The sequence below is a fragment of the Candidatus Cloacimonadota bacterium genome, assembly GCA_020532085.1.
Lineage (GTDB): Bacteria > Cloacimonadota > Cloacimonadia > Cloacimonadales > Cloacimonadaceae > Syntrophosphaera.
The window spans coordinates 11,319-29,601 of sequence record JAJBAV010000022.1 but is presented as its reverse complement, the minus strand read 5'-3'; the positions used below and the strand labels follow the sequence as shown (position 1 = coordinate 29,601).

15 protein-coding genes, 1 tRNA gene and 1 other RNA gene are annotated in these 18,283 nt (G+C 57.5%); 6 read left to right on the top strand and 11 right to left on the bottom strand.

Annotation, left to right across the window (positions count from 1 at the left end; genetic code table 11):
- Positions 1-4 precede the first annotated feature (4 nt).
- The 11 genes from LHW45_07020 to ffs all read right to left on the bottom strand — a co-directional run bounded on the left by LHW45_07020 (position 5) and on the right by ffs (position 10,729).
- Positions 5-370, bottom strand: a complete 366-nt coding sequence (locus LHW45_07020; protein MCB5285325.1) for a NusG domain II-containing protein — start codon at positions 368-370, stop codon at positions 5-7.
- Positions 370-1,368, bottom strand: coding sequence for an AmmeMemoRadiSam system radical SAM enzyme (gene amrS / locus LHW45_07015; protein MCB5285324.1), 999 nt, complete (start codon positions 1,366-1,368; stop codon positions 370-372). The genes LHW45_07020 and amrS overlap by 1 nt, the downstream gene beginning before the upstream one ends.
- Before the next feature lie 77 nt (positions 1,369-1,445).
- Positions 1,446-1,523 (bottom strand) — tRNA-Asp (locus tag LHW45_07010).
- A 677-nt stretch (positions 1,524-2,200) separates the two neighbouring features.
- Positions 2,201-3,193 (bottom strand): formylglycine-generating enzyme family protein, encoded by a 993-nt coding sequence (locus LHW45_07005; protein MCB5285323.1) that lies wholly within the window; start codon positions 3,191-3,193, stop codon positions 2,201-2,203.
- A 502-nt stretch (positions 3,194-3,695) separates the two neighbouring features.
- Positions 3,696-4,028 carry a transposase gene (locus tag LHW45_07000; protein MCB5285322.1) on the bottom strand — a complete coding sequence of 111 codons (333 nt, stop codon included), beginning with the start codon at positions 4,026-4,028 and terminating at the stop codon, positions 3,696-3,698.
- 1,259 nt (positions 4,029-5,287) lie between these two features.
- Positions 5,288-5,866: a DNA-3-methyladenine glycosylase I gene (locus LHW45_06995; protein MCB5285321.1), complete on the bottom strand. Its 579-nt coding sequence runs from the start codon at positions 5,864-5,866 to the stop codon at positions 5,288-5,290.
- Complete coding sequence (locus LHW45_06990; GenBank protein ID MCB5285320.1) at positions 5,863-6,201, bottom strand: TfoX/Sxy family protein; 339 nt, start codon at positions 6,199-6,201, stop codon at positions 5,863-5,865. The genes LHW45_06995 and LHW45_06990 overlap by 4 nt, the downstream gene beginning before the upstream one ends.
- Before the next feature lie 13 nt (positions 6,202-6,214).
- Positions 6,215-7,162, bottom strand: a complete 948-nt coding sequence (locus tag LHW45_06985) for a divergent polysaccharide deacetylase family protein (protein MCB5285319.1) — start codon at positions 7,160-7,162, stop codon at positions 6,215-6,217.
- The gene (locus LHW45_06980; GenBank protein MCB5285318.1) at positions 7,162-7,659 is read right to left on the bottom strand and encodes a DUF192 domain-containing protein; all 498 of its coding nucleotides are present in this window, start codon (positions 7,657-7,659) and stop codon (positions 7,162-7,164) included. The genes LHW45_06985 and LHW45_06980 overlap by 1 nt, the downstream gene beginning before the upstream one ends.
- Complete coding sequence (locus LHW45_06975) at positions 7,656-10,571, bottom strand: carboxypeptidase regulatory-like domain-containing protein (protein ID MCB5285317.1); 2,916 nt, start codon at positions 10,569-10,571, stop codon at positions 7,656-7,658. The genes LHW45_06980 and LHW45_06975 overlap by 4 nt, the downstream gene beginning before the upstream one ends.
- 59 nt (positions 10,572-10,630) lie before the next feature.
- Positions 10,631-10,729, bottom strand: an RNA gene (gene ffs, locus LHW45_06970) — signal recognition particle sRNA small type.
- Between the two features lie 100 nt (positions 10,730-10,829).
- On the opposite strand from ffs, the gene LHW45_06965 reads away from it, so the two are divergent.
- The 6 genes from LHW45_06965 (at position 10,830) to LHW45_06940 (ending at position 17,717) form a co-directional block, all read left to right on the top strand.
- Positions 10,830-12,449: a hypothetical protein gene (locus LHW45_06965; GenBank protein MCB5285316.1), complete on the top strand. Its 1,620-nt coding sequence runs from the start codon at positions 10,830-10,832 to the stop codon at positions 12,447-12,449.
- Positions 12,446-13,876, top strand: coding sequence for a hypothetical protein (locus LHW45_06960; GenBank protein ID MCB5285315.1), 1,431 nt, complete (start codon positions 12,446-12,448; stop codon positions 13,874-13,876). The genes LHW45_06965 and LHW45_06960 overlap by 4 nt, the downstream gene beginning before the upstream one ends.
- The gene (locus tag LHW45_06955; protein ID MCB5285314.1) at positions 13,869-14,834 is read left to right on the top strand and encodes a GDSL-type esterase/lipase family protein; all 966 of its coding nucleotides are present in this window, start codon (positions 13,869-13,871) and stop codon (positions 14,832-14,834) included. Before LHW45_06960 ends, LHW45_06955 begins: the two co-directional genes overlap by 8 nt.
- Positions 14,831-16,321 (top strand): MBOAT family protein, encoded by a 1,491-nt coding sequence (locus tag LHW45_06950; GenBank protein ID MCB5285313.1) that lies wholly within the window; start codon positions 14,831-14,833, stop codon positions 16,319-16,321. The genes LHW45_06955 and LHW45_06950 overlap by 4 nt, the downstream gene beginning before the upstream one ends.
- A 62-nt stretch (positions 16,322-16,383) precedes the next feature.
- On the top strand, positions 16,384-16,869 hold the full coding sequence (locus tag LHW45_06945) for a YdeI/OmpD-associated family protein (GenBank protein ID MCB5285312.1): 486 nt from the start codon (positions 16,384-16,386) through the stop codon (positions 16,867-16,869).
- 104 nt (positions 16,870-16,973) lie between these two features.
- The gene (locus tag LHW45_06940; protein ID MCB5285311.1) at positions 16,974-17,717 is read left to right on the top strand and encodes a hypothetical protein; all 744 of its coding nucleotides are present in this window, start codon (positions 16,974-16,976) and stop codon (positions 17,715-17,717) included.
- Positions 17,718-18,283: the final 566 nt, after the last annotated feature.

Genomic DNA, 18,283 nt, shown 5'->3' with positions numbered 1-18,283 from the left:
GACCTCACTGGACTATCAGTCCCCGCTCGGCGTTGCTGGAACGGATCTCCACCACCACCCGGTTGGGCAGGCACACTATCGGCAGCACGTCGCCGGCGCCCTGTTTCACGCAACGCTTGTCCGGACAGTCGGCAGCCAGCATTCGCACTTTGCCGTTTCTGATCTCCACCGTGTTGTGCGTGTCGATACGGATCACCCGGTCTTTGTCCAGAGGATAGACGCCCACGGCCAGGTTGTCCTTGTAGATATGCACATAGCGCTGTTCGTCTTTTCTGAGGAACATGAAGCCGCTGGCGATGATGGCCGCGACCACAGCCAGGATCAGTAAAAAATCCGCGAGGCTCATGTGCTCGCGCAGCCGGCGGAACATCAAAACACCCCGTGGATAGGCTGGGAACAGTGGGAACAGCAGCCTTCAGCCGTCAAGGCCAGCGGCTGCCTGCGCGCGGAGATCACTTCCGATGAGCAGTTTGGACAGAGGGTGGCCTGGAATTCCGCGGAACGGATGTTGCCGGCGTAAACGTGGTCCAGCTTGCGTGAGGCGATCCGGCAAGCCTGCAGGACCGTGTTTTCCGGGGTGGCCGGGATAATTGCTCGGAAAGCAGGGTGATAGGCTGAAAAGTGCAGCGGGATCTCTTTGCCAAGCCCGGACACGAACTCCACCAGTTCCTTGATCTCCGCTTCGGAATCGTTAAGCCCGGGGATTAGCAGATTGGTCAGCTCCAGATGCACGCCCGCTTCAAACACGCTCCTGATGTTTCTCAGAACGGGTTCCAGCGTGGCGCCGCAATGCTTTTGGTAAAACTCCGTTCGCATCGATTTAAGGTCTATGTTCATCGCCTTGACGTATGGTAAAAGCTCATCCAGGGGTTCCGGATCGATGAAAGCGTTGGTCACCAGCACGATGTCCACCTCACGGGCCAGCTGGGCGAAGTCGTAAATGTATTCGTACCAGGTGAGCGGTTCGGTGTAGGTGAAAGCCACTTGCCGCGCCTCTTCCCCACTCTCCCTCTGTACCAAGTCGCGCAACTCCTCCGGGCTCATCCGGCGGGTGAGGCATTCTTCCTGGCTGCTGTTGGAGTTCTGGCAGAAAAAACAGCTCAAGTTGCAGGAATTGGGGCCCAAAGAGATGACGCGTGATCCTGGCCGGAAATGGTAAAGAGGCTTTTTCTCGATGGGATCCAGCGCCACCCCGATGCTGCGGGCGTAGTTTATCGCCATCAGCTTCCCGTCGATGTTGGCCCGTCCCCGGCAGAGGCCCCTCTGCCCCGCCTCCAAACGGCAGTGGTGCGGGCAAAGCAGACAGCGTACCGCCTGACCCTCCAGGGTTTGGTAATGCATGCACTCGCGTTCGTTTGTCTCTCTCATTCGTTCAGGTCTCCCGGCCTCGGGGGATCCGCTCCCCCTCAAAAAAAAAGGATGCCGTTTCCGGCATCCGAGTATTATGGCGGGAGCGACGAGACTCGAACTCGCGGCCTTCTGCGTGACAGGCAGACGTTCTAACCAAACTGAACTACGCCCCCGGCGCTGTTCATTCACTTATCAAGTTTAGGCACACTTTTTGACGGCCCTTTTTCTGTCAAGCGAAAAGTGCTGCGCAGACTTGGCCATTGTCTATTTCAAATCACTTCCTTACCGAGTGGCTAAATCGATGAGTAGCTTGACAGACCAGCCCTGAGGGCGACAGATCATAGCGATGGTGAGCAGCGGAACGAAGCCCCTCGTACAAGAGCAACAACAAAATGAGAGCCCTTGTGGGCCACAGAAATCGATCTCCGGGGTTCTGTCGCCCGCAAGGGGTTCGATCCTTCGTTTATTCCTCATACGAGGGGTTCCGTTCCCACCCCACGGCATCGCTGCGCCCTCCGCAGTGACCCCGGTCACTTCGCACCCTCGCTATAGTCTGTCGCCCTCAGGGCCAACCCACCCAGTTTGAATGAGAGCCTTTGTTTCATACGGTTAAATATCAGGAGCTGCCCAGCGGGGAATCTGTGAATTTGTAGAATCTGCCCCTTGGATTTTGCTCCCTGAACCAAGTGGTTCAACCGCCCGTGAGGGCTTGCGCCGGCAAAGCCGGGACCCGGACCTAGCATGAGATCAAGGGCACACCCTGGCGGCAAGGCAGCGCCATCTGGGGTTCCCCTTGAGCCATTCTGAGGCCCGGGTTTGTGTCATCCTCTTAGTTAGTGAAAGGCAAAAATCAGGGGGAAGTCCTGCAGACGCGGAAGCCAATGTTGCCGTATTTTCCAGGACCAGCGCCGGAGCGGAACGAGACGGCGCAGGAGGTGTGGCTGTTGCCAAAATAACCGCCGCGGATCACGCGGGCATTGGTTCCAAATTCATCCCAGCACCATTCCCAAAAGTTGCCGCTCATGTCAAAGGCCCCCAGTTCGTTGGGCGCGAGCTGCCCCACTTGATGAACAGCAAATCCGCTGTTTTCAACATACCAGCCTACCTCGTTCAGATCGTTGCTGCCGCTGTACGTGCAGCCATTGGTGTTCAAACCGCCCCGGGCCGCGAATTCCCATTCCGCGTCGCTGGGCAGCCTGTAACCTGTGGCAGACCAGTCACAGCTAATATTGTGGTCCTGTCCATAGATCAAGAACCAAGGAGGCCAGTCATCGGGATCAGTGCCATAGGTGGTGTGTGAATAACATGGGGACAGGCCCTCCTGTATGCTTCTCTGGTTGCAATATACAATGATGTAGCACCAGGTATCGCCATGGGGATAGGTGTCAGGTTCACCGTAGCCCATCACCGCGTTCCATTCAAAGTTGGTGACTTCATATTTGCCGATATGAAAACTTCCCACGCTCAAGCCGCCGGTGTAATGGCCATCAGGAGGATTGATGGTGCCGCCTTCCACAAAAGCGAATCCTTCTGGTGCGACATCAATCAGGGCCGTCACCTGATAAAAGCGGCGGGATCCAGATGCCAGAGCGGTCCAGCTGGCGCCGGAGAAAACCCCGTTCGCGTCTTCCGAAAACTCCCCCTCCGCGGAGACGGACGAATAAACCTTGTATTCTGTGGCCTCAGCAACCGGGCTCCAGCTTAGGGTCACATCGCTTCCGTTTGTGGAAATGCTCAGATCCTCCACGGCCTCGACCAGCTGTAGATCATTACCGCTGGCGCTCAGCCCCGGACCGGCTGCGAATATCAACAGCAGCGCGGCGACCAGTATGCTCCATTTCATGTTTCCTCCCATGTAAGTTCTTATCCGTTATATAATAAGGACTCTTGGATTGGTACAGGCTCGGGTCTATCCTGTCAAGCATAAAATCCGAGTTTCCGTTATTTTTTCCATCCGCGGATAAACTTCTCGGGGGATGATAACGATTTTGATTTGCCCGCTGAAAGGCGGTTCAGCCAACCATAGCTTTGTTGAATTATGTCAACAGGCCTTGTGTGCTGAAGCCAAGCCACGGAAATGGTGACTTCAAGCCAGCGCAGAAGCCTGGCGTCCAGCGAACGCAGTGGGCATGGACGCCAGGGGATGTGGAAGATGATTGGGGGTTTTATATGCTGTCGTCTATGCTCTTTCTTCACTCTACGCCAGCGCCACGTCATGCCAGCGCAGGCTGGCATCCAGGCAAAGCCTCGCAGAGGCGGCAGAACGATAGCGAGGGCGCGGAGCGCAGCGAAGCCCCTCGAAACGCAACGACGACGACCCCCGAGCCCCTTGTGGGCTCAGAAGCTCACTCCTCCTGGTGTCGTGCCAGAAGTCTGTCAAATTCCTCCCAGGCGCTCAGGTTGTAATGGTGTTCCAATTGGTTTTCGATGTAATCCTTCACCTTGTTCAGGTCGGATTTACTCACCGAAAACAACCCGTAACCATCCTGCCAATGGAAGTCTGGAAAATGTTTTTCGCGGATCCATTTGCTGGAATTCGCCTTGATCTTGGCCATGAATTCGCCGGGTGAGAGATTTTTAGGCAATAAACAGAGGATGTGAATGTGGTCTTGGGTTCCGCCCACCTTGATCGCCTTGCCGCCTGTTCGGTTGATGATCGCGGCCAGGTAGGAGTGCATGGCGTCGCGGATTTCAGGTTTTCAGCCAGGTTTTGTGGTTGTGGGTGGAGAAAACGATATGGACGGTTAAATGGGCATATGAGGCGGGCATAAGTTCTCCTCTGAATGTGTTTTTTCGTATGATTGTTGAGGGGGGGATGGATGTCAAGATAAAGTTGTTTTCGCCCTCGAGGGGCTCAAATATTGTATTGGGCTTCTTACGAGGGGTTCCGTTCGCTGCGCTCACTGCACACCCTCGCTATCGTTATTTCGCCTCTGCGAGGCTGATTTGTTAACCCCATACCGGAATCGGCAGCGCGAATCGGCGGCCACCATTTTTGATTATTCTAATTTTTTAATAGTTCCCTGTCTCACCACCTTTATCTCATTTCCATCCAGGACCAGGATGAGGGGCATGTAAGATACTGATATATATACTATATAGATATTATATATACTAATATAGTAGGTATTAGTATTTATATAGGTATATATATGATATATATAGTGTTATGCTTTTATGATGTCACTTATGGCCTTCGCCCTCCTTGCTCCGGCTCCGAGACAGGGAACTATTAAAAAATTAGATAGATTAAAACGCTCCGTGAGGGTTGAAGACTGGGTAAATGTTAGAAGAATTAGAACCATTGAAACAGGCTTTCTTTCAAATCAAGTGGGTACAGCCCGTGAGGGCGACAGAATGATAGCGACGGAACCCCTCGTACATCGGGTATATCATGCCTCAACATCAAGGCCAGCACCCCACGCCCGAAACGCGGTGCGTTTCCTGGGAGGGGTGGTGGCAATTTTCATTTATCATTGTTCTGTCGCGCAACGAGGGGCTTACGCGCCCTCGCTATGGTTCTGTCGCCCTCTGGGTTGCTTTTAGGTTGATCACTTCCACCCCTTGGTTTGAAAGAGAGCCTTAAAACAGAGGCAGGCAGTATCTCGCCACCCTGCCTCCCTGGTTGGGTCAGGCGATATCCACGTCGTTCAATCCGGGATTGAGGCTGTAAACCAGGCTCACCCTGTTTCGGTACCCCGAATCCCTTTCATGGCAGATGATCGCCTGACGCTGCATCAGGTTCACCCCGCTCTGGTGAAACTACCTGAGGGCAGAGGGCCTTGCTGAGCAGGCGCCCCTCGCCAGATCCCCGCCTCGAGTGCGGGCATCAGGCGGGAGGCTGGCGGGATTGGAACCAGGGAGGGTTAGGAAAGTGAAGGGGACTGCCGAAAACGCGGGGACAAGCGGCTGGCGGGGGCGCGTCCTGGATCCTGTTTTAGTGGATCAGCTGGACTTCCCGGTGGCGGTAACAACTGACCAGATGGTCGTTCACCATCCCCGCGGCCTGCATGAAGGCGTAGCAGATGGTGCTGCCCACAAATTTGAAGCCGCGGCTTTTCAGATCCTTGCTCATGGCGTCGGATTCCGCGCTGCGGACCGGGATCCGGCTTTCTTCGGTCCAAGCGTTGGCCAGGGTTTTGCCCTGCGTGAACTGCCAGATATAGGGGTCGAAAGAGCCGAATTCCTCCTGAACAGCCAGAAAGGCCCGGGCGTTGGAAATGGTGGCCAGAACCTTGAGGCGGTTGCGGATGATGCCGGGATCAGCGAGCAGGGAGTTTATCTTCGCTTCCTCGAAGGCTGCTATCAGCCGGGGCTCGAAACCAGCGAAAGCGGCGCGGAAATTCTCCCGTTTGTGCAACACGCAGGACCAGCTGAGGCCGGCCTGAAAGGCGTCCAGAACCAGGAATTCAAAGAGCTTGCGGTCGTCATGGAGGGGAACGCCCCACTCCTCGTCGTGGTAGCGCAGCATCCGGGCATCCGCGCCGGGCCAGGGGCAGCGCTGTTTGGCTGTCATGGTTTGGGTTTTTTGGCCGGCTTGGGTTTGGGTGGGGGCAAAGCTGCCCCAGTGAGTTTCGCCAATTCAGTCAGCCAGGAAGCGTCTTCCCAGCGTTCCTCCGGGATCAGCAGCCAGAGTTTCGCCCCGGGATAGGGAGCGGCTTCCTCCACATCTCCGATGAAGGCCCTGCCGGCATCGGTGGGCTTGATGAAAAGCTGGTCATCAGCGATCAGGGCGATCATTTTGGCGTCGCAATAGAGCCCATACTCACCGAACATTTTCCTGGCGAACACTTCGCCAGCAGAGCTGATCTGGCCGACGATGTAGTCTGCTATTTCCTGTTTGCTGCCCATGCTTTTTCCGGGATCAGGCGGCGATGTTCCTGGCCCGGGAGAGGGTGGTGAGCTTGAGGCCCATGCCCTTGATTTGGGTGATGAATTTCTGTAGGGCGGCCAGTTTTTCCCTGTTGTGGCAGTGGGTGATGATCACGATGGGTTCGCGGCGTCCCTTGAATTTGCTCAGGGAATTGATCTTGGCGGCCAGGGTGGCGTCGGAACTGTCCGGCACGTCCAGAAACATGTCGCGCTTGAGGGCGGGATAGCCCAGGGTGCGGGCCAGGGAGGGGCCTTTGCTGGAGCCGGAGGTGTAGCTGTCCAGGAAAAAGAGCTTGTGGGAGTGCAGTTCCCTCAGCACGGTTTCGAGCACGTCGCGGTTGGCGGTCACGGCGCTGCCCATGTGATTGTTGGCCCCGATGGCCATGGGCAGTTGGCTCTTGAAGGCGGTGATCAGCTCCGCAATCTCCTCGCTGGTGGAGGTGGTTTTGATGTATCGCTTGCCGGGATTGCCGCCGCCCTCGGCCTGCATCGGCACGTGAATGATCACTTCGTGGCCGTTTTGGGAGGCCACCTGGCCGGACCTCTGGGTGGCGGAAAGATCGGGCAGCACGGCGAAAACCACTTCGGAAGGCAACTGGGCATAGTCTTCGAGCAAGGCGGCGCTGTTGCCAAAATCGTCCACCACGATCACGATGTCCGGAATCCCGGAGGCATCAGACCAGTTGTATTCAAATTTCGCCAAAGGCGAGGAAATGCCATCCTTTTTGGCCGGCTTTTCCTCTTTCTCTTCAGTTTTCTTCGCGGTTTTCAGGCTGTCCTCGGAGCTTAGGTCTCCGATCTCAATCTCTTCTTCCTGCCTGTCGCGGGGCGTGCCCCTTTTCAGCACAATGCTTTGTTCGGGGTCGGAGCCCTCTTCCCTGTCGCAGGAAAAAACCAGGCTCAGCGCCAGCAGGCTGAGCAGCAATATCAGTGTTCTCACTATTCTGTTGTCCATTCGATCTTGTCTCCGATGGCGATGTGGTGTTGTTGGGCGAGGCCGGCATTGATCTCCAGAACATATCTGTAAACGCCGTCCGGCGGGATCTGTTCGGTGCTGAAAGGCACCGTGTCGCGCGCGATGTTCAGCACGTGCTGATCCGCGTCAATGAAAATGATATCCAGGGGGATGTAGGTGTTCTTCATCCAGAAATAGGTGTCTGAAAGCCTGTCGGGATCGAAGAGCATGCCGCGGTTGGGGGCCATCTCCTCGCGATACATCAGGCCCTGGATGATGGCCTGCTGCGTGGCGGCGATCTCCACTTCAAAAGTGGCCTTCAGGCTGCCGTCCGGGGCGGTGACGGTGAGGGTGGCGTCACGGCGGAATTCTGTTCCGGGCATGGATGCGGGCATGGGTTCCTCACTTTTGGGCTTGCAAGCGCCCAGGGCCAGGCTGAGCAGCGCGGATAAAGCAAGCAGAGAGAGTTTTCTCAGCTTCATTTCAGCAGCACCATTTTGCGGGTCTGGCTGAGGTTGCCGCTAACAAGTTTGCAGAGGTAGATGCCGCTGCTCACAGGCCGGCCGCTGTCGTCCAGTCCGTTCCAAACCATCTGGTGGTCACCTTTGGCCAGGGGGCCGGCGTGAAGGGTCCTGACCAACTGCCCGCGGTGGTTGTAAACGCCCAGCCAGGCGTCCTGGCTGGCGGGCAGAGAAAAACTGATCCTGGTGCTGGGATTGAAGGGATTGGGGAAATTCTGCTGAAGGGCAAACACAGCCGGGGAATCGTTCTGCTCCTCGTTCGCCACGCCGGAGGGCAGGTTCAGCAAGCCGGGCTGGCCGTTGGCGCTGTAAGCGAGGTCTATGCCGGGCAGGGCGGTGTTGTACATGAAGGTGAAGCTCAGGTCGCCACCTCCGCCCAACTGGGCATGGGCGTATTTCAGCAGCTGAGGGTTGTAGGCCGATATGCCGTCAAAAATGTCCCCGGTAACTGAGGCCTCAAGAGAGGTGAAACCATCCGGGGGAAGCAACTGCCAGTCAATGCAGCGAAACTCCCCGTCGGGGTTTCCGCTCACCAGGTAATGGATAAAATTCTGATCATCGATATGCTTAGCTTGCAGGGAAACAGCCGGCAGCACCGCCTCTTCCCCACTCTGGGCTTGGAAGCGGAACTGGGGGTCGAGCAGATACTGCCCGATCAGCCAGGCGTCCTCGGAATCCAAAACCGTGCTCTGATCAACGTCCGCGGCGGTCACCCGGGCGTCTGTCCAGGGCAGGGGATCCAGCTGCGGCAGCGGGTCAAAGCCCACCCTGTGGTCGATCACGGCCTGGGCGTCCTGCACGCTGATCAGCCGGTCGCTGTCCACATCGCCAAAAACGATCTGGTCGGCGCCAAAACCGGCCACGGAGATGTCATTTAGGTAGATGCCATCGCCGTTCACGCTCCAGTCCGAATCCAGGGCGAAGCGGATGTAAACGCTCTGGCCAGCGAACTGCTCCAGGGAATAGCTGAAGTCCTGCCAGTCGGCCTGGGTGCCGCTGATCCGGCCCAGCTCAGTCCAGTTGGAGGTTGAGGTCGAAGCCTGCACCAGCACAAAGTCGTAGCCGCTTTCCAGATCGTAAACGGCCTTGAAGATCAGCGTGGGTTCAGTTATATTTTGCAATGAGATGGGATTGGTGATGGTAAGTGTTCTAAATGAGTTGTTGCTGTAATTTCCAGAGGGGGAGTCTGTTATTACGCTTTCACCCAGGTAAGTCACCGCCGCCCAAGAGCCGGAGGCGGTCCAGTTGGCGATGCTCTCGCAGGGGTCCGAAAAGCTTTGCTGCGGTTCTATCCGCACAAAGACGAGGCGGTTGGACGCCACCGTAAGCAGGAAGTCCTGTTCATGCACCAGCTGGCTTCCGGAGCTGAAAGTGATGTGATACTGGCCCTCGGGGATGCCGCTGAAAACGAAACAGCCCTGGGCGTCGGTGGTGGCGTTGCCGGCGGGTTGGGTATCGATGCTCACGCTCAGGCCGGGGATGCCGAAGCCTTCAATGTCCCGGATCTGACCGATCAGATCGACCGCCTGGGCGGCATCAAGCACAAAATTGTGTTCCACGGAACCGGAGGCCGGCACGGTGATCTGCGCCGTTTGGGGCAGGTAACCGGCAGCGGCGGCGGTAACGGTGTAGGTGCCGGGAAGCAGCAGGCGATGGAAATCGCCCACGGCGGGATCCGTGTGCATCACCTTGGCGTTGCCCTGCACGGTGATGGTGGCGGGCAGCGGGCTTCCGGCCGGCGAGGTCACCAGGCCGTGGATGCCGCGGTGGACGAATTCCATGTAGCTGAGCATCGATTCCTGGTTTTGCGCCCAGAATGTAGGCAGCTGCGAAGCCGGCGGCCATTTGTTGTTGCCAATCTCCATGGTGATGTCCATACAGTCGGTGAAGCCGTAGTTCCAGTCCTGCATTGAGCCTGTGATCACATACCAGGCGGCGCCGTTGGTGATGCCCTGGTCAAATTCCGTGCTGTTGTACATGGGCAGGTTGTGGCGGGTGTAAGTGAGCGCGGCCTCGATCAGCAGATCGTTGTCCGGGGCCAGGGCGTGGGTGTAGTCCCAGGGATAGTTGGCCACCAGGGCCCCGCCGTGGAAATTGGCGGAAAGCACAAAGCTGTGGCCGTTGCCGAAGTCCATCACAGCGATGTTTTCGGGGGCCCAAGCGCTGCCGTCGGGATGCTGGTCACCTCCGAAGGGCATGGGATAATTGCGGTTGAGGTCGATCCCCGCGGCGTTGAAGCGTTGGCCCAGCACAAATCCGTCGGGATTGAGCATCGGGCAGATCCAGATCTCGGTGCCGTTCACCAGGTTGGTGATGCGGGTGTCGCTTCCGTATTGGGAGGTGAGCAGTTGGATCAGGCGGATACACATGTCGTAGCCCACCACCTCGTCGCCGTGGATGGAGGAGATGTATTTGAATTCCGGTTCGGCTTCCTCGAGGGCGGGATTGTCAGTGATCTTCAGAAAGTACAGCGGCCGGCCCTGCACGGAGGTGCCGATCTGGCTCAGGGAGCAGATGCCGGGATATTGCGCGGCTGTGTCCTGCATGAACTGGTTGTATTGGGTGATGGTGTAATACTCGTCTTTGGGCGCGTTTTTGGAGCTGTTTTGGTGCAGGCGGGCGGCGTTTTCCCGCGCCAGGTCGGGTAGTTTTTCGGCCGCGAAGCCGTTGTCCATCAGAAGCGCCAGTTCGCTGTCGTCCCGCAGGTAAACAATGATGGTCCCGGTGGACCGGTTCACGTTGTCCACGCTGATGTTCAGCTTGTTCAGGGCTTTCACGTCCCTGTCCACATCCCAGCTGCCGATCCGGGCCGGAAAGGCTAGGACCAGCGCGCTCTGCAGCATCAGGATGAGGATGAGTAATTGTTGTTTCATCTATGATTCCTTGATAAACTAAAAATAATGCAAAAATCAGGCCGCAACCAGTTTTGAAAAAATGCCAGGCTAACAGCGGCACACGGCCCGCGTTGCTTAATGCTGCTTCATTCCTGATCTGACATGGTTCACAAGCTGCCGTTGCACTGCGCCTGGCCAAGCCACGATTTCCGCCCCGCCTCTTTTGTCAACAGATTTCCCAACTTTTCCCTTGTCAAAAAAAAGCCATGTGAAAATTGGCGATCAGGAGCAAGCCAAATGAAAACTAATGCAACGCTGATACTGTTCACACTGCTAACGTTCGCGCTCAGCGCCGGAGCCTGGCAGTGGGCCACCGGATTCGGTTCGCAGGCGATGGAATCGGCCTGGGACCTGGCCGTGCATCCCTACGACTCTTTCCCCCAGGAGATCTGGGTCTGCGGCGAATTCACAGATTCGCTCACCATCGGCGGGGTTAGTTATCCCTCCAATGGCCTTTCGGATTGCTTTGTGGCCAAGTTTGGCATTGACGGAACCCTGCATTGGGTGAGGAGTTTCGGCTCCAACGACGGCGACGTGGCCCTCTCCATCGCCGCTGACGCAGACGGCAACTGCTATTTCATCGGCTTCTGCACCGGGCAGGTTGTTTTCAACGGCCAGTCCTATCCCCACGCGGGGATGTGGGACGTTTTCTACGGCAAACTGGACCCCACGGGCGATCTGCTCTGGTTCAAGACCTTTGGCGGCCCCCTCAACGATATGGGCTACGGCATCGAAACAGCTCTGGACGGAAGTGTCTATCTCACCGGCTGGTTTGCCGACACCATCGTGTTTTCAGATGACATCAGCCTCACCAGCTTTGGCGGCAGCGACATCTTCCTGCTGCGCTGCGACACAGACGGAAATCCCCTCTGGGCGCGCCACGCCGGCGGCCCCGGGGTGGAATACGGCTACAAGCTGGATACTTTTTCCACCGACACCATGTCCATAGCCTACATCACCGGCAGCGCCAGCCCGGGAAGCAATTTTGGCGGCATCATCACAGATGCCGAAGGCATGTTCGTGGCCTGTTACGAGAGTGACGGCTCCACCGCCTGGGTGCTGCCATCCTACGGGCTTGGCGCCATCAACATCGCCGCGGACAACCACCTCACCCCCACCATCAATGCCGTGATTGGACGCGTGACCGGCAGCGGCAGCGTGGGCGGAACCACTCTCAACAGCGTGAACGGCTCCGACGACATTTATATCGCCCATTTCGACATGGTGGGAAACTGGCTGGACGTGCAGCAATTCGGCGGCCCCGGCTCCGACAAAGGCCGCGCGGTGGATATCAGGGGTGTGAACTGGGAAATTTCGCTCTCCTCCTATGAGGATGAGATTGCCTTCGGACCCTGGAATCTGGTTTCAAACGGTGCCTGGGACATCGCGGTGAAGGACGAGTACCGGCCCCCGGTGAGCGCTGGCAGCATGAATGCTGACGTGGGCACGGACGTCAAATGGCTGGGTGAGGACAAATTCGTGGTCACCGGCTGGTTCAGCGGCGTGATGCGTTTCGGTCAGCACGTTCTGGACAGCGGTTCTGACACCAACCTGGATTGCTTCCTGGCGGTTTACGATTACACGGATACAGACGCGAACGATCCAGCCCTGGTTCCCCCGCCCGGCCTCAGTTGCCATCCCAATCCCGGCAGCCACAGATTTCAGTTCAGGGCCAGGGACGCTGCCGAGGCCAGGATCTACAATTCCCGAGGACAACTGGTCCGCGCCCTGCGCGCCGCTTCCGGCTCTTCCTTTACCTGGGACGCCCGCGACGAAACCGGCGCGCGCTGTCCCTGCGGAGTGTATCTGATCAAGGCCGGCCCTGAGACCGGCAAAATTCTGTTGGTGGATGAATGAACAAATCTTTCTGGCGTCCTTTTCTGATCACGGCCGGGGCCATCGGGCTGCTGGCCGCTCTGGCTCCGCTGATCCCCGCCCGGGAAAACAAGGTGTTTTCCATCAAGAAGCTCGACCCCGTGAAGAGCCTCACGGCCAAACCCGAAGAGGTTGCCGCCGCCGCGGACACCCTCACCGAGAAGGCCAGGCAGTTGCATATAGCCAGCGAATTGCAGCCCCTCGCGCCTTTCCTGCAAAAGCTCCAGCAGCAGGGCCAAAACCCTTCCGGAAACCTGCGCGTGGCCTTTTTCGGCGATTCCATCATTGAGGGCGACCTGCTCACCGGCAAGCTGCGTGAACTGCTCCAGGCTCAATATGGCGGCCATGGGGTCGGCCTGGTGCCCATCACTTCGATCGTGCACGGCTTCCGCCGGACCATCAAGCACGAGTTTTCCCGCAATTGGGAAACCGTTTCCTTCATGAAGCGCGGCGCCGACAAATTTCCCCTCGGCCTGGTGGGCTATACTTTCATACCCCGCACCTGGGGCTTCGAGGAGTCTGTGATCGAAACCAAAGCCATCCCGGAGGTCCTGGATTCTTTGGGCAACGTGATCTCCTCCGGCCAGGCCTCCAGCTCGCGCAAGGAAACCCGCCGCTTCAACGTCAGCGGCCCCGCCTGGGTGGAATACACTGGCGTAAAAACCCCCGGCGGCGCTTCGGAATTCCGCCGCATCCGCCTCTTCTATTCCCGCGCCACTGCCAGTTCCACCGTCCGGGTTTCGCTCGACGGCGGCGAACAGACCACCCACGCCCTCACCCCCGGCGAAGGCGTGCAGATGCTGGACCTCAGCCCCGCCACCCCCGTCACCAAAATCAGGCTCACTTTCAGCCCCACAGACCCCATCCACGTTTACGGCGTCTCCTTCGACGACCGCAGCGGTGTCTATGTGGACAATTTTGCCGTCCGCGGCTTTTCCGGAATGTATTTCAATGCCATTCCCGCCGAATTCATGGGCGCTTTCCACCGCCATCTGGATTACGACCTGGTGGTGTTGCAGTACGGCGGCAACGTTTCCAGCCCCAAGGTAAGGGATTATTCCCGTTACAAAAAAGGCATGACGGAATCCATCCGCCACATCCAGCGCGCCCTGCCCGGAGTGCCCATCCTGGTGATCGGGGTGCAGGACCGCAGCAGCAAACAGAACGGAACCTACCAGACCTCACCGGACATCCCCATTTTGGTGCAAACCCAAAGCCAGTTCGCGGCCGAGACCGGCACCGCCTTTTGGAACCTCTACGAGGCCATGGGCGGCTACAATTCCATGCCCGGCTACGTGAACGCCCGGCCCTCCCTCGCGGCCAAGGACTACACCCACTTCACCCGCGCCGGGGCCGATAAACTGGCCCAAATGCTCCACAAGGTGCTCACCACCGGCAAAAATGACTGAGCTCTGGCGCAAACTGCTGCTCCTGCCGCTCTGCCTGCTGGTTTCAGCCCTGGCCTGCGCGGAAACGGCAGACGGCCTGATCCCTGAATCCCCTCCGGGCGAAGGGCAGCCGGAGGAGGAATTGCCAGAATATCCGGAAGCCTGGCCCGGCGAGGAACTGCCGGAGGGGATCGACCCCCTGGACGAGTTCATTCACAGCCACTTCGCCCTGCGGTCCATTGAAGGCACTTTCAGCGGCTATGGCTTCCTGAAGCGTGACGCCAACCTGATCCCCGCCCCGGATTCGCTGCTGGCACCCTTTTTGGAAAAGCTGATGGAGCTGCGCGCCGGCCTGCGCAAGCAGGTGACCCTCTTCCAGTTTGGCGGCTCCCACATCAAGCCCGGCTGGTTTGCCGGGGCCACGGAAAAGGAATTCGCCAAATGGCTGGCCGAAGCTGCCGCGGAAGGCTCCTCCCCCACCCTGAAATTCCATTTCAAGGGCATCAACGGCGCTTCCTTCCGCAACCTGCTGAACAATCAGGAGATCTTCAACCTCTGCCGGGATCTCAAGCCCGACCTCATCGCCGTCTCCATGGGCACCAACGACGCCCAGGGCACCTACAGCGCCACCCGTTTCCGCTCCGCCCTCACCAATTTCATGGCCAAGCTCTATAAATACAGCGGTGACGCCCTCATCCTCTTCATCCTGCCCCCGGATTCTTACAAAAATGGGGTCCCGAACGCAGACGTGGCCAAGGTGGGCGCCGAGATCGCCGCCTATGCCCAAGCCCACGGCCATGTGTGTTGGGACCTCCAAACGGTTATGGGCGGGCAGGGGTCCATCAGCAAATGGCGCTCCGGCGGGATCGCGGGCAAGGACATGGTCCATTTCAGCGCCCCGGGCTACCGCCTGCAGGGCCAGCTTTTTTACGAGGCCTTGATGCGGGCCTACAAACGATACGCGGAGAACCACCCTTGATCCTGGAAAAATTCTTGCACAGCCTGGTTTACGACCCCAAGAACCCGCTGATCTTCAACAGCAGTTTCTTCCTCTTTTTCTTCGCCGCCCTGATGTTCTTCTATCCCCTGTTGGTAAAAAAGATCAAAGCGCGCACCTGGTATCTGATGCTCGCCTCACTCTTCTTCTATTACAAGACCAGCGGCATCTTCGTGCTGCTGCTGGTGATCACCGCCGGGATCAACTACCTCATTGGCTTCGGGTTGGAAAACTCACCCAGCGAGCGTCGCCGAAAGCTGCTCATCGCCCTCAGCGTGGTCTGGAACCTCGGTTCCTTGGGTTATTACAAATATTCCAATTTCCTCATCGACAGCGTCAACGGACTCTTCGGCGGAAATCTGCCCGCCTTGGACATCTTCCTTCCGGTGGGCATCTCCTTCTTCACCTTCCAAACGATGAGCTACACCCTGGACATTTATTACCGCAAACTGAAGCCCATCCATAGCTTTGCCGATTTCCTCTTCTTCGTCTCCTTCTTCCCCCAGCTGGTGGCGGGTCCCATTCTCCGCGCTTCCTGGTTCATCCCCCAGATCAACAAACACCTCTCCCTCAACAAGGAACAGGTGGCCAAAGCCCTGCTGCTCATCTTCACCGGGCTGGTGAAAAAAGGCGTGATCGCCGACTATATCAGCATCAACTTCGTGGACCGCGTTTTCGACAACCCCGCCCTCTATTCCGGCCTGGAAAATCTCCTGGCCCTCTACGGCTATTCCCTGCAGGTCTATTGCGATTTCAGCGGCTATTCAGACATCGCCATCGGCTTGGCCACCATGATGGGTTTCGAGCTTCAGGCCAATTTCAATTCGCCCTACCGCGCCACCTCCCTCGGCGATTTTTGGCACCGCTGGCACATCTCCCTCAGCACCTGGCTGCGAGATTACCTCTATTTCCCCCTCGGCGGCAGCCGCAAGGGCAAGGTGCGCACCTACGTGAACCTCATGGTGACCATGGTTTTGGGTGGACTCTGGCATGGCGCTTCCTGGAATTTCGTGCTTTGGGGCGCCCTCAACGGCGTGGGCCTCAGCATCGACAGATTTGTGCACAACATCTTCTGGCCGCGCTCCGGAAACAAAAACGCCCCGCTCCGCCAAACCCCGCTGCTGCTGAAAGTCCTGGGCGTGATCTTCACCTTCAACTTCATCACCTTCACCCGCATCTTCTTCCGCAGCCGCACCTTCGCCGACGCCCTCGCCATGATCGAACGCATTTTCACGAACCTGAACCCACGCCTCTTCTTCATCTGGCTGCAGGAATACCAGGTGGTGGCCGCGCTCATCGCCGCGGGCTACTTGCTCCACTGGCTGCCCCGGAAGTTCAAGACCGGCTTCGAAGGCTTCCTCCAAAAGAGTCCCGTGCCCGTGCAGGCGCTGATCCTGGCTGTTGTCATCTGGGTCGTCTTCCAGTTCCGCTCCGCCGATATCCAGCCCTTCATCTACTTCCAGTTCTGAGGCCGCCTCCCGCGAAGCTTGCTCAACCCGGCTTGAGCGTTATTATTTACCAAGGAGCCACCATGAAGAAAGAATCGGACTACAGCCAGTTCCCCAACGCGATCAGCCTGGACGTGCAACTGGTCTCCAATCCAGAGTTTCCCGGCTCGGCTTACGCGGTTTTCTCTTTCGACGTTCAGGCCGTTTTCGGCACCAAGGCCCTCGTGCCTGTCGTGATGACCATAGACGGCAAGCAGTTTCGCCGCAACCTGGCCCGCTACGCCGGGGAATACATGATCGTATTCAACCGCGAACTGCGCGACGCGACCGGCTATCAGGCCGGCGACAGTTTCCAGTTGAAACTGGAGCGGGATTTCGCTCCCCGGGTGGTGGAACTCCCTCCGGAGCTGAGGACCGGCCTTGAACGCGCCGGAGTGCTGCCCGCCCGGGAAAATCAGAGCTATTCCCACCAGAAGGAACACCTGGCCTGGCTTCAGGAAGCCAAACGCGAGGAAACCCGCGCCAAACGCCTGGAGCAGCTTGTTGCCAAACTGAGGGAAAAGAATTGAATCCGCCAAGCCATTCCCGAACACCAGTCTTGGCGCGGCACGCCTTCCCTCAGTTACTCCCTACCCGTCCCCTGTGACGATGACCCCAAAACCATGAGGATAAAGTGAAAAAATTGCTTGTCATCACGCTCCTGCTGGCGGCCCTCACTGTCCTGACCGCCCATCCCGCCACCAACGGCTGGGAACGCCTGAACCTGAGGGGCCGGGTGAAATCCCTCAGCGTCACCACCGGTGAGGATGATTTCCTCTACACCGAAACCACCACCTTCGACTCCCTGGGAAACTACCTCCACCTCCACATCCTGGACATGGGCTATGTCTTCGCCGACGCCGACTTCACCCCTGAACGCGACAGCACCGGCAAACTGATCTCCCTCACCCTGCCCGGCAACGAGGGCGCCCATACCGAAACCTTCCACTACGACGTGGACGGCCACCTCTTCCAGTCCGTAAGGAACTCCGAAGGCGCGGGCATCCTCTTCACCGAAAGGACGTTCTGGGACCTCGAGGGCCGCAAATCCCTCGCCACCACCCACGAAATGAACGAGCTGGTCTGGGTGGAAAGCTACGCCTACAATTCCGCGGGGCAACTCTTCCAGTCCATCCGCCCCGCTTCTCCCTACAGCCCCCCAGGATACAGCATCCACAGCTTCGACGCCTACGGCAATCGCCTCCTCACCCGCCAGTGGGAGCTTCCCGAAAACCAGGTCCTCCTCACCCGCTTTGAATACACCTACGATGAGCGCGGAAACATCCTCAGTTCCCGCAAATTCATCGATTACGGAGATAGCGCCGGCGAGGTCCTGGAAGAGATTTCCACCCGCGTCTATCAATACTTTCCTGAATGAATGACCCGTTGGAGCAACGCCGCCCCGAATAACGGAACTGGGTGTCTATCATATTGAATGTGAAGAGAATGGCCGCGATTATCTGAACCTGACTAGGCAGACACTGCCAACTTAATGCGTTTGTTACACTTGTTAAAAACTCTCCATAACCGCTCTGCATATTGTTAACTTAGCGATTCTTGAAAACGCGTATGTCCATATCCTGCATGAAGTTGTTAAAACGTTAAAACCTGTTGGCAATAGTAAGTCGTGTAACTTGCTATGTGGCATGATCTTGTTAAGTTGTTAAAAAGATTCTCTACTCCAGGAGAATTCATGCTGAAAATAAACAAGAATAATGGCGAAAGTTTTTAACATCTTAACAACTAACTGCAGGTTATGGATTTAACTGCGTTAAAAGTCCGTTAAAACATGAACATCCCACTCCGATCTCCATAAGTAAGTGGATTGACCACCCCCGTAGCCGCGTAAGCTGAAGATTCTTCCAATACGTCATTCCGGGACGACGCAGTCGGGCCCGGAATCCAGACGATCCCGGTAATGCCCTGACAAGGGTCCGACGCAGG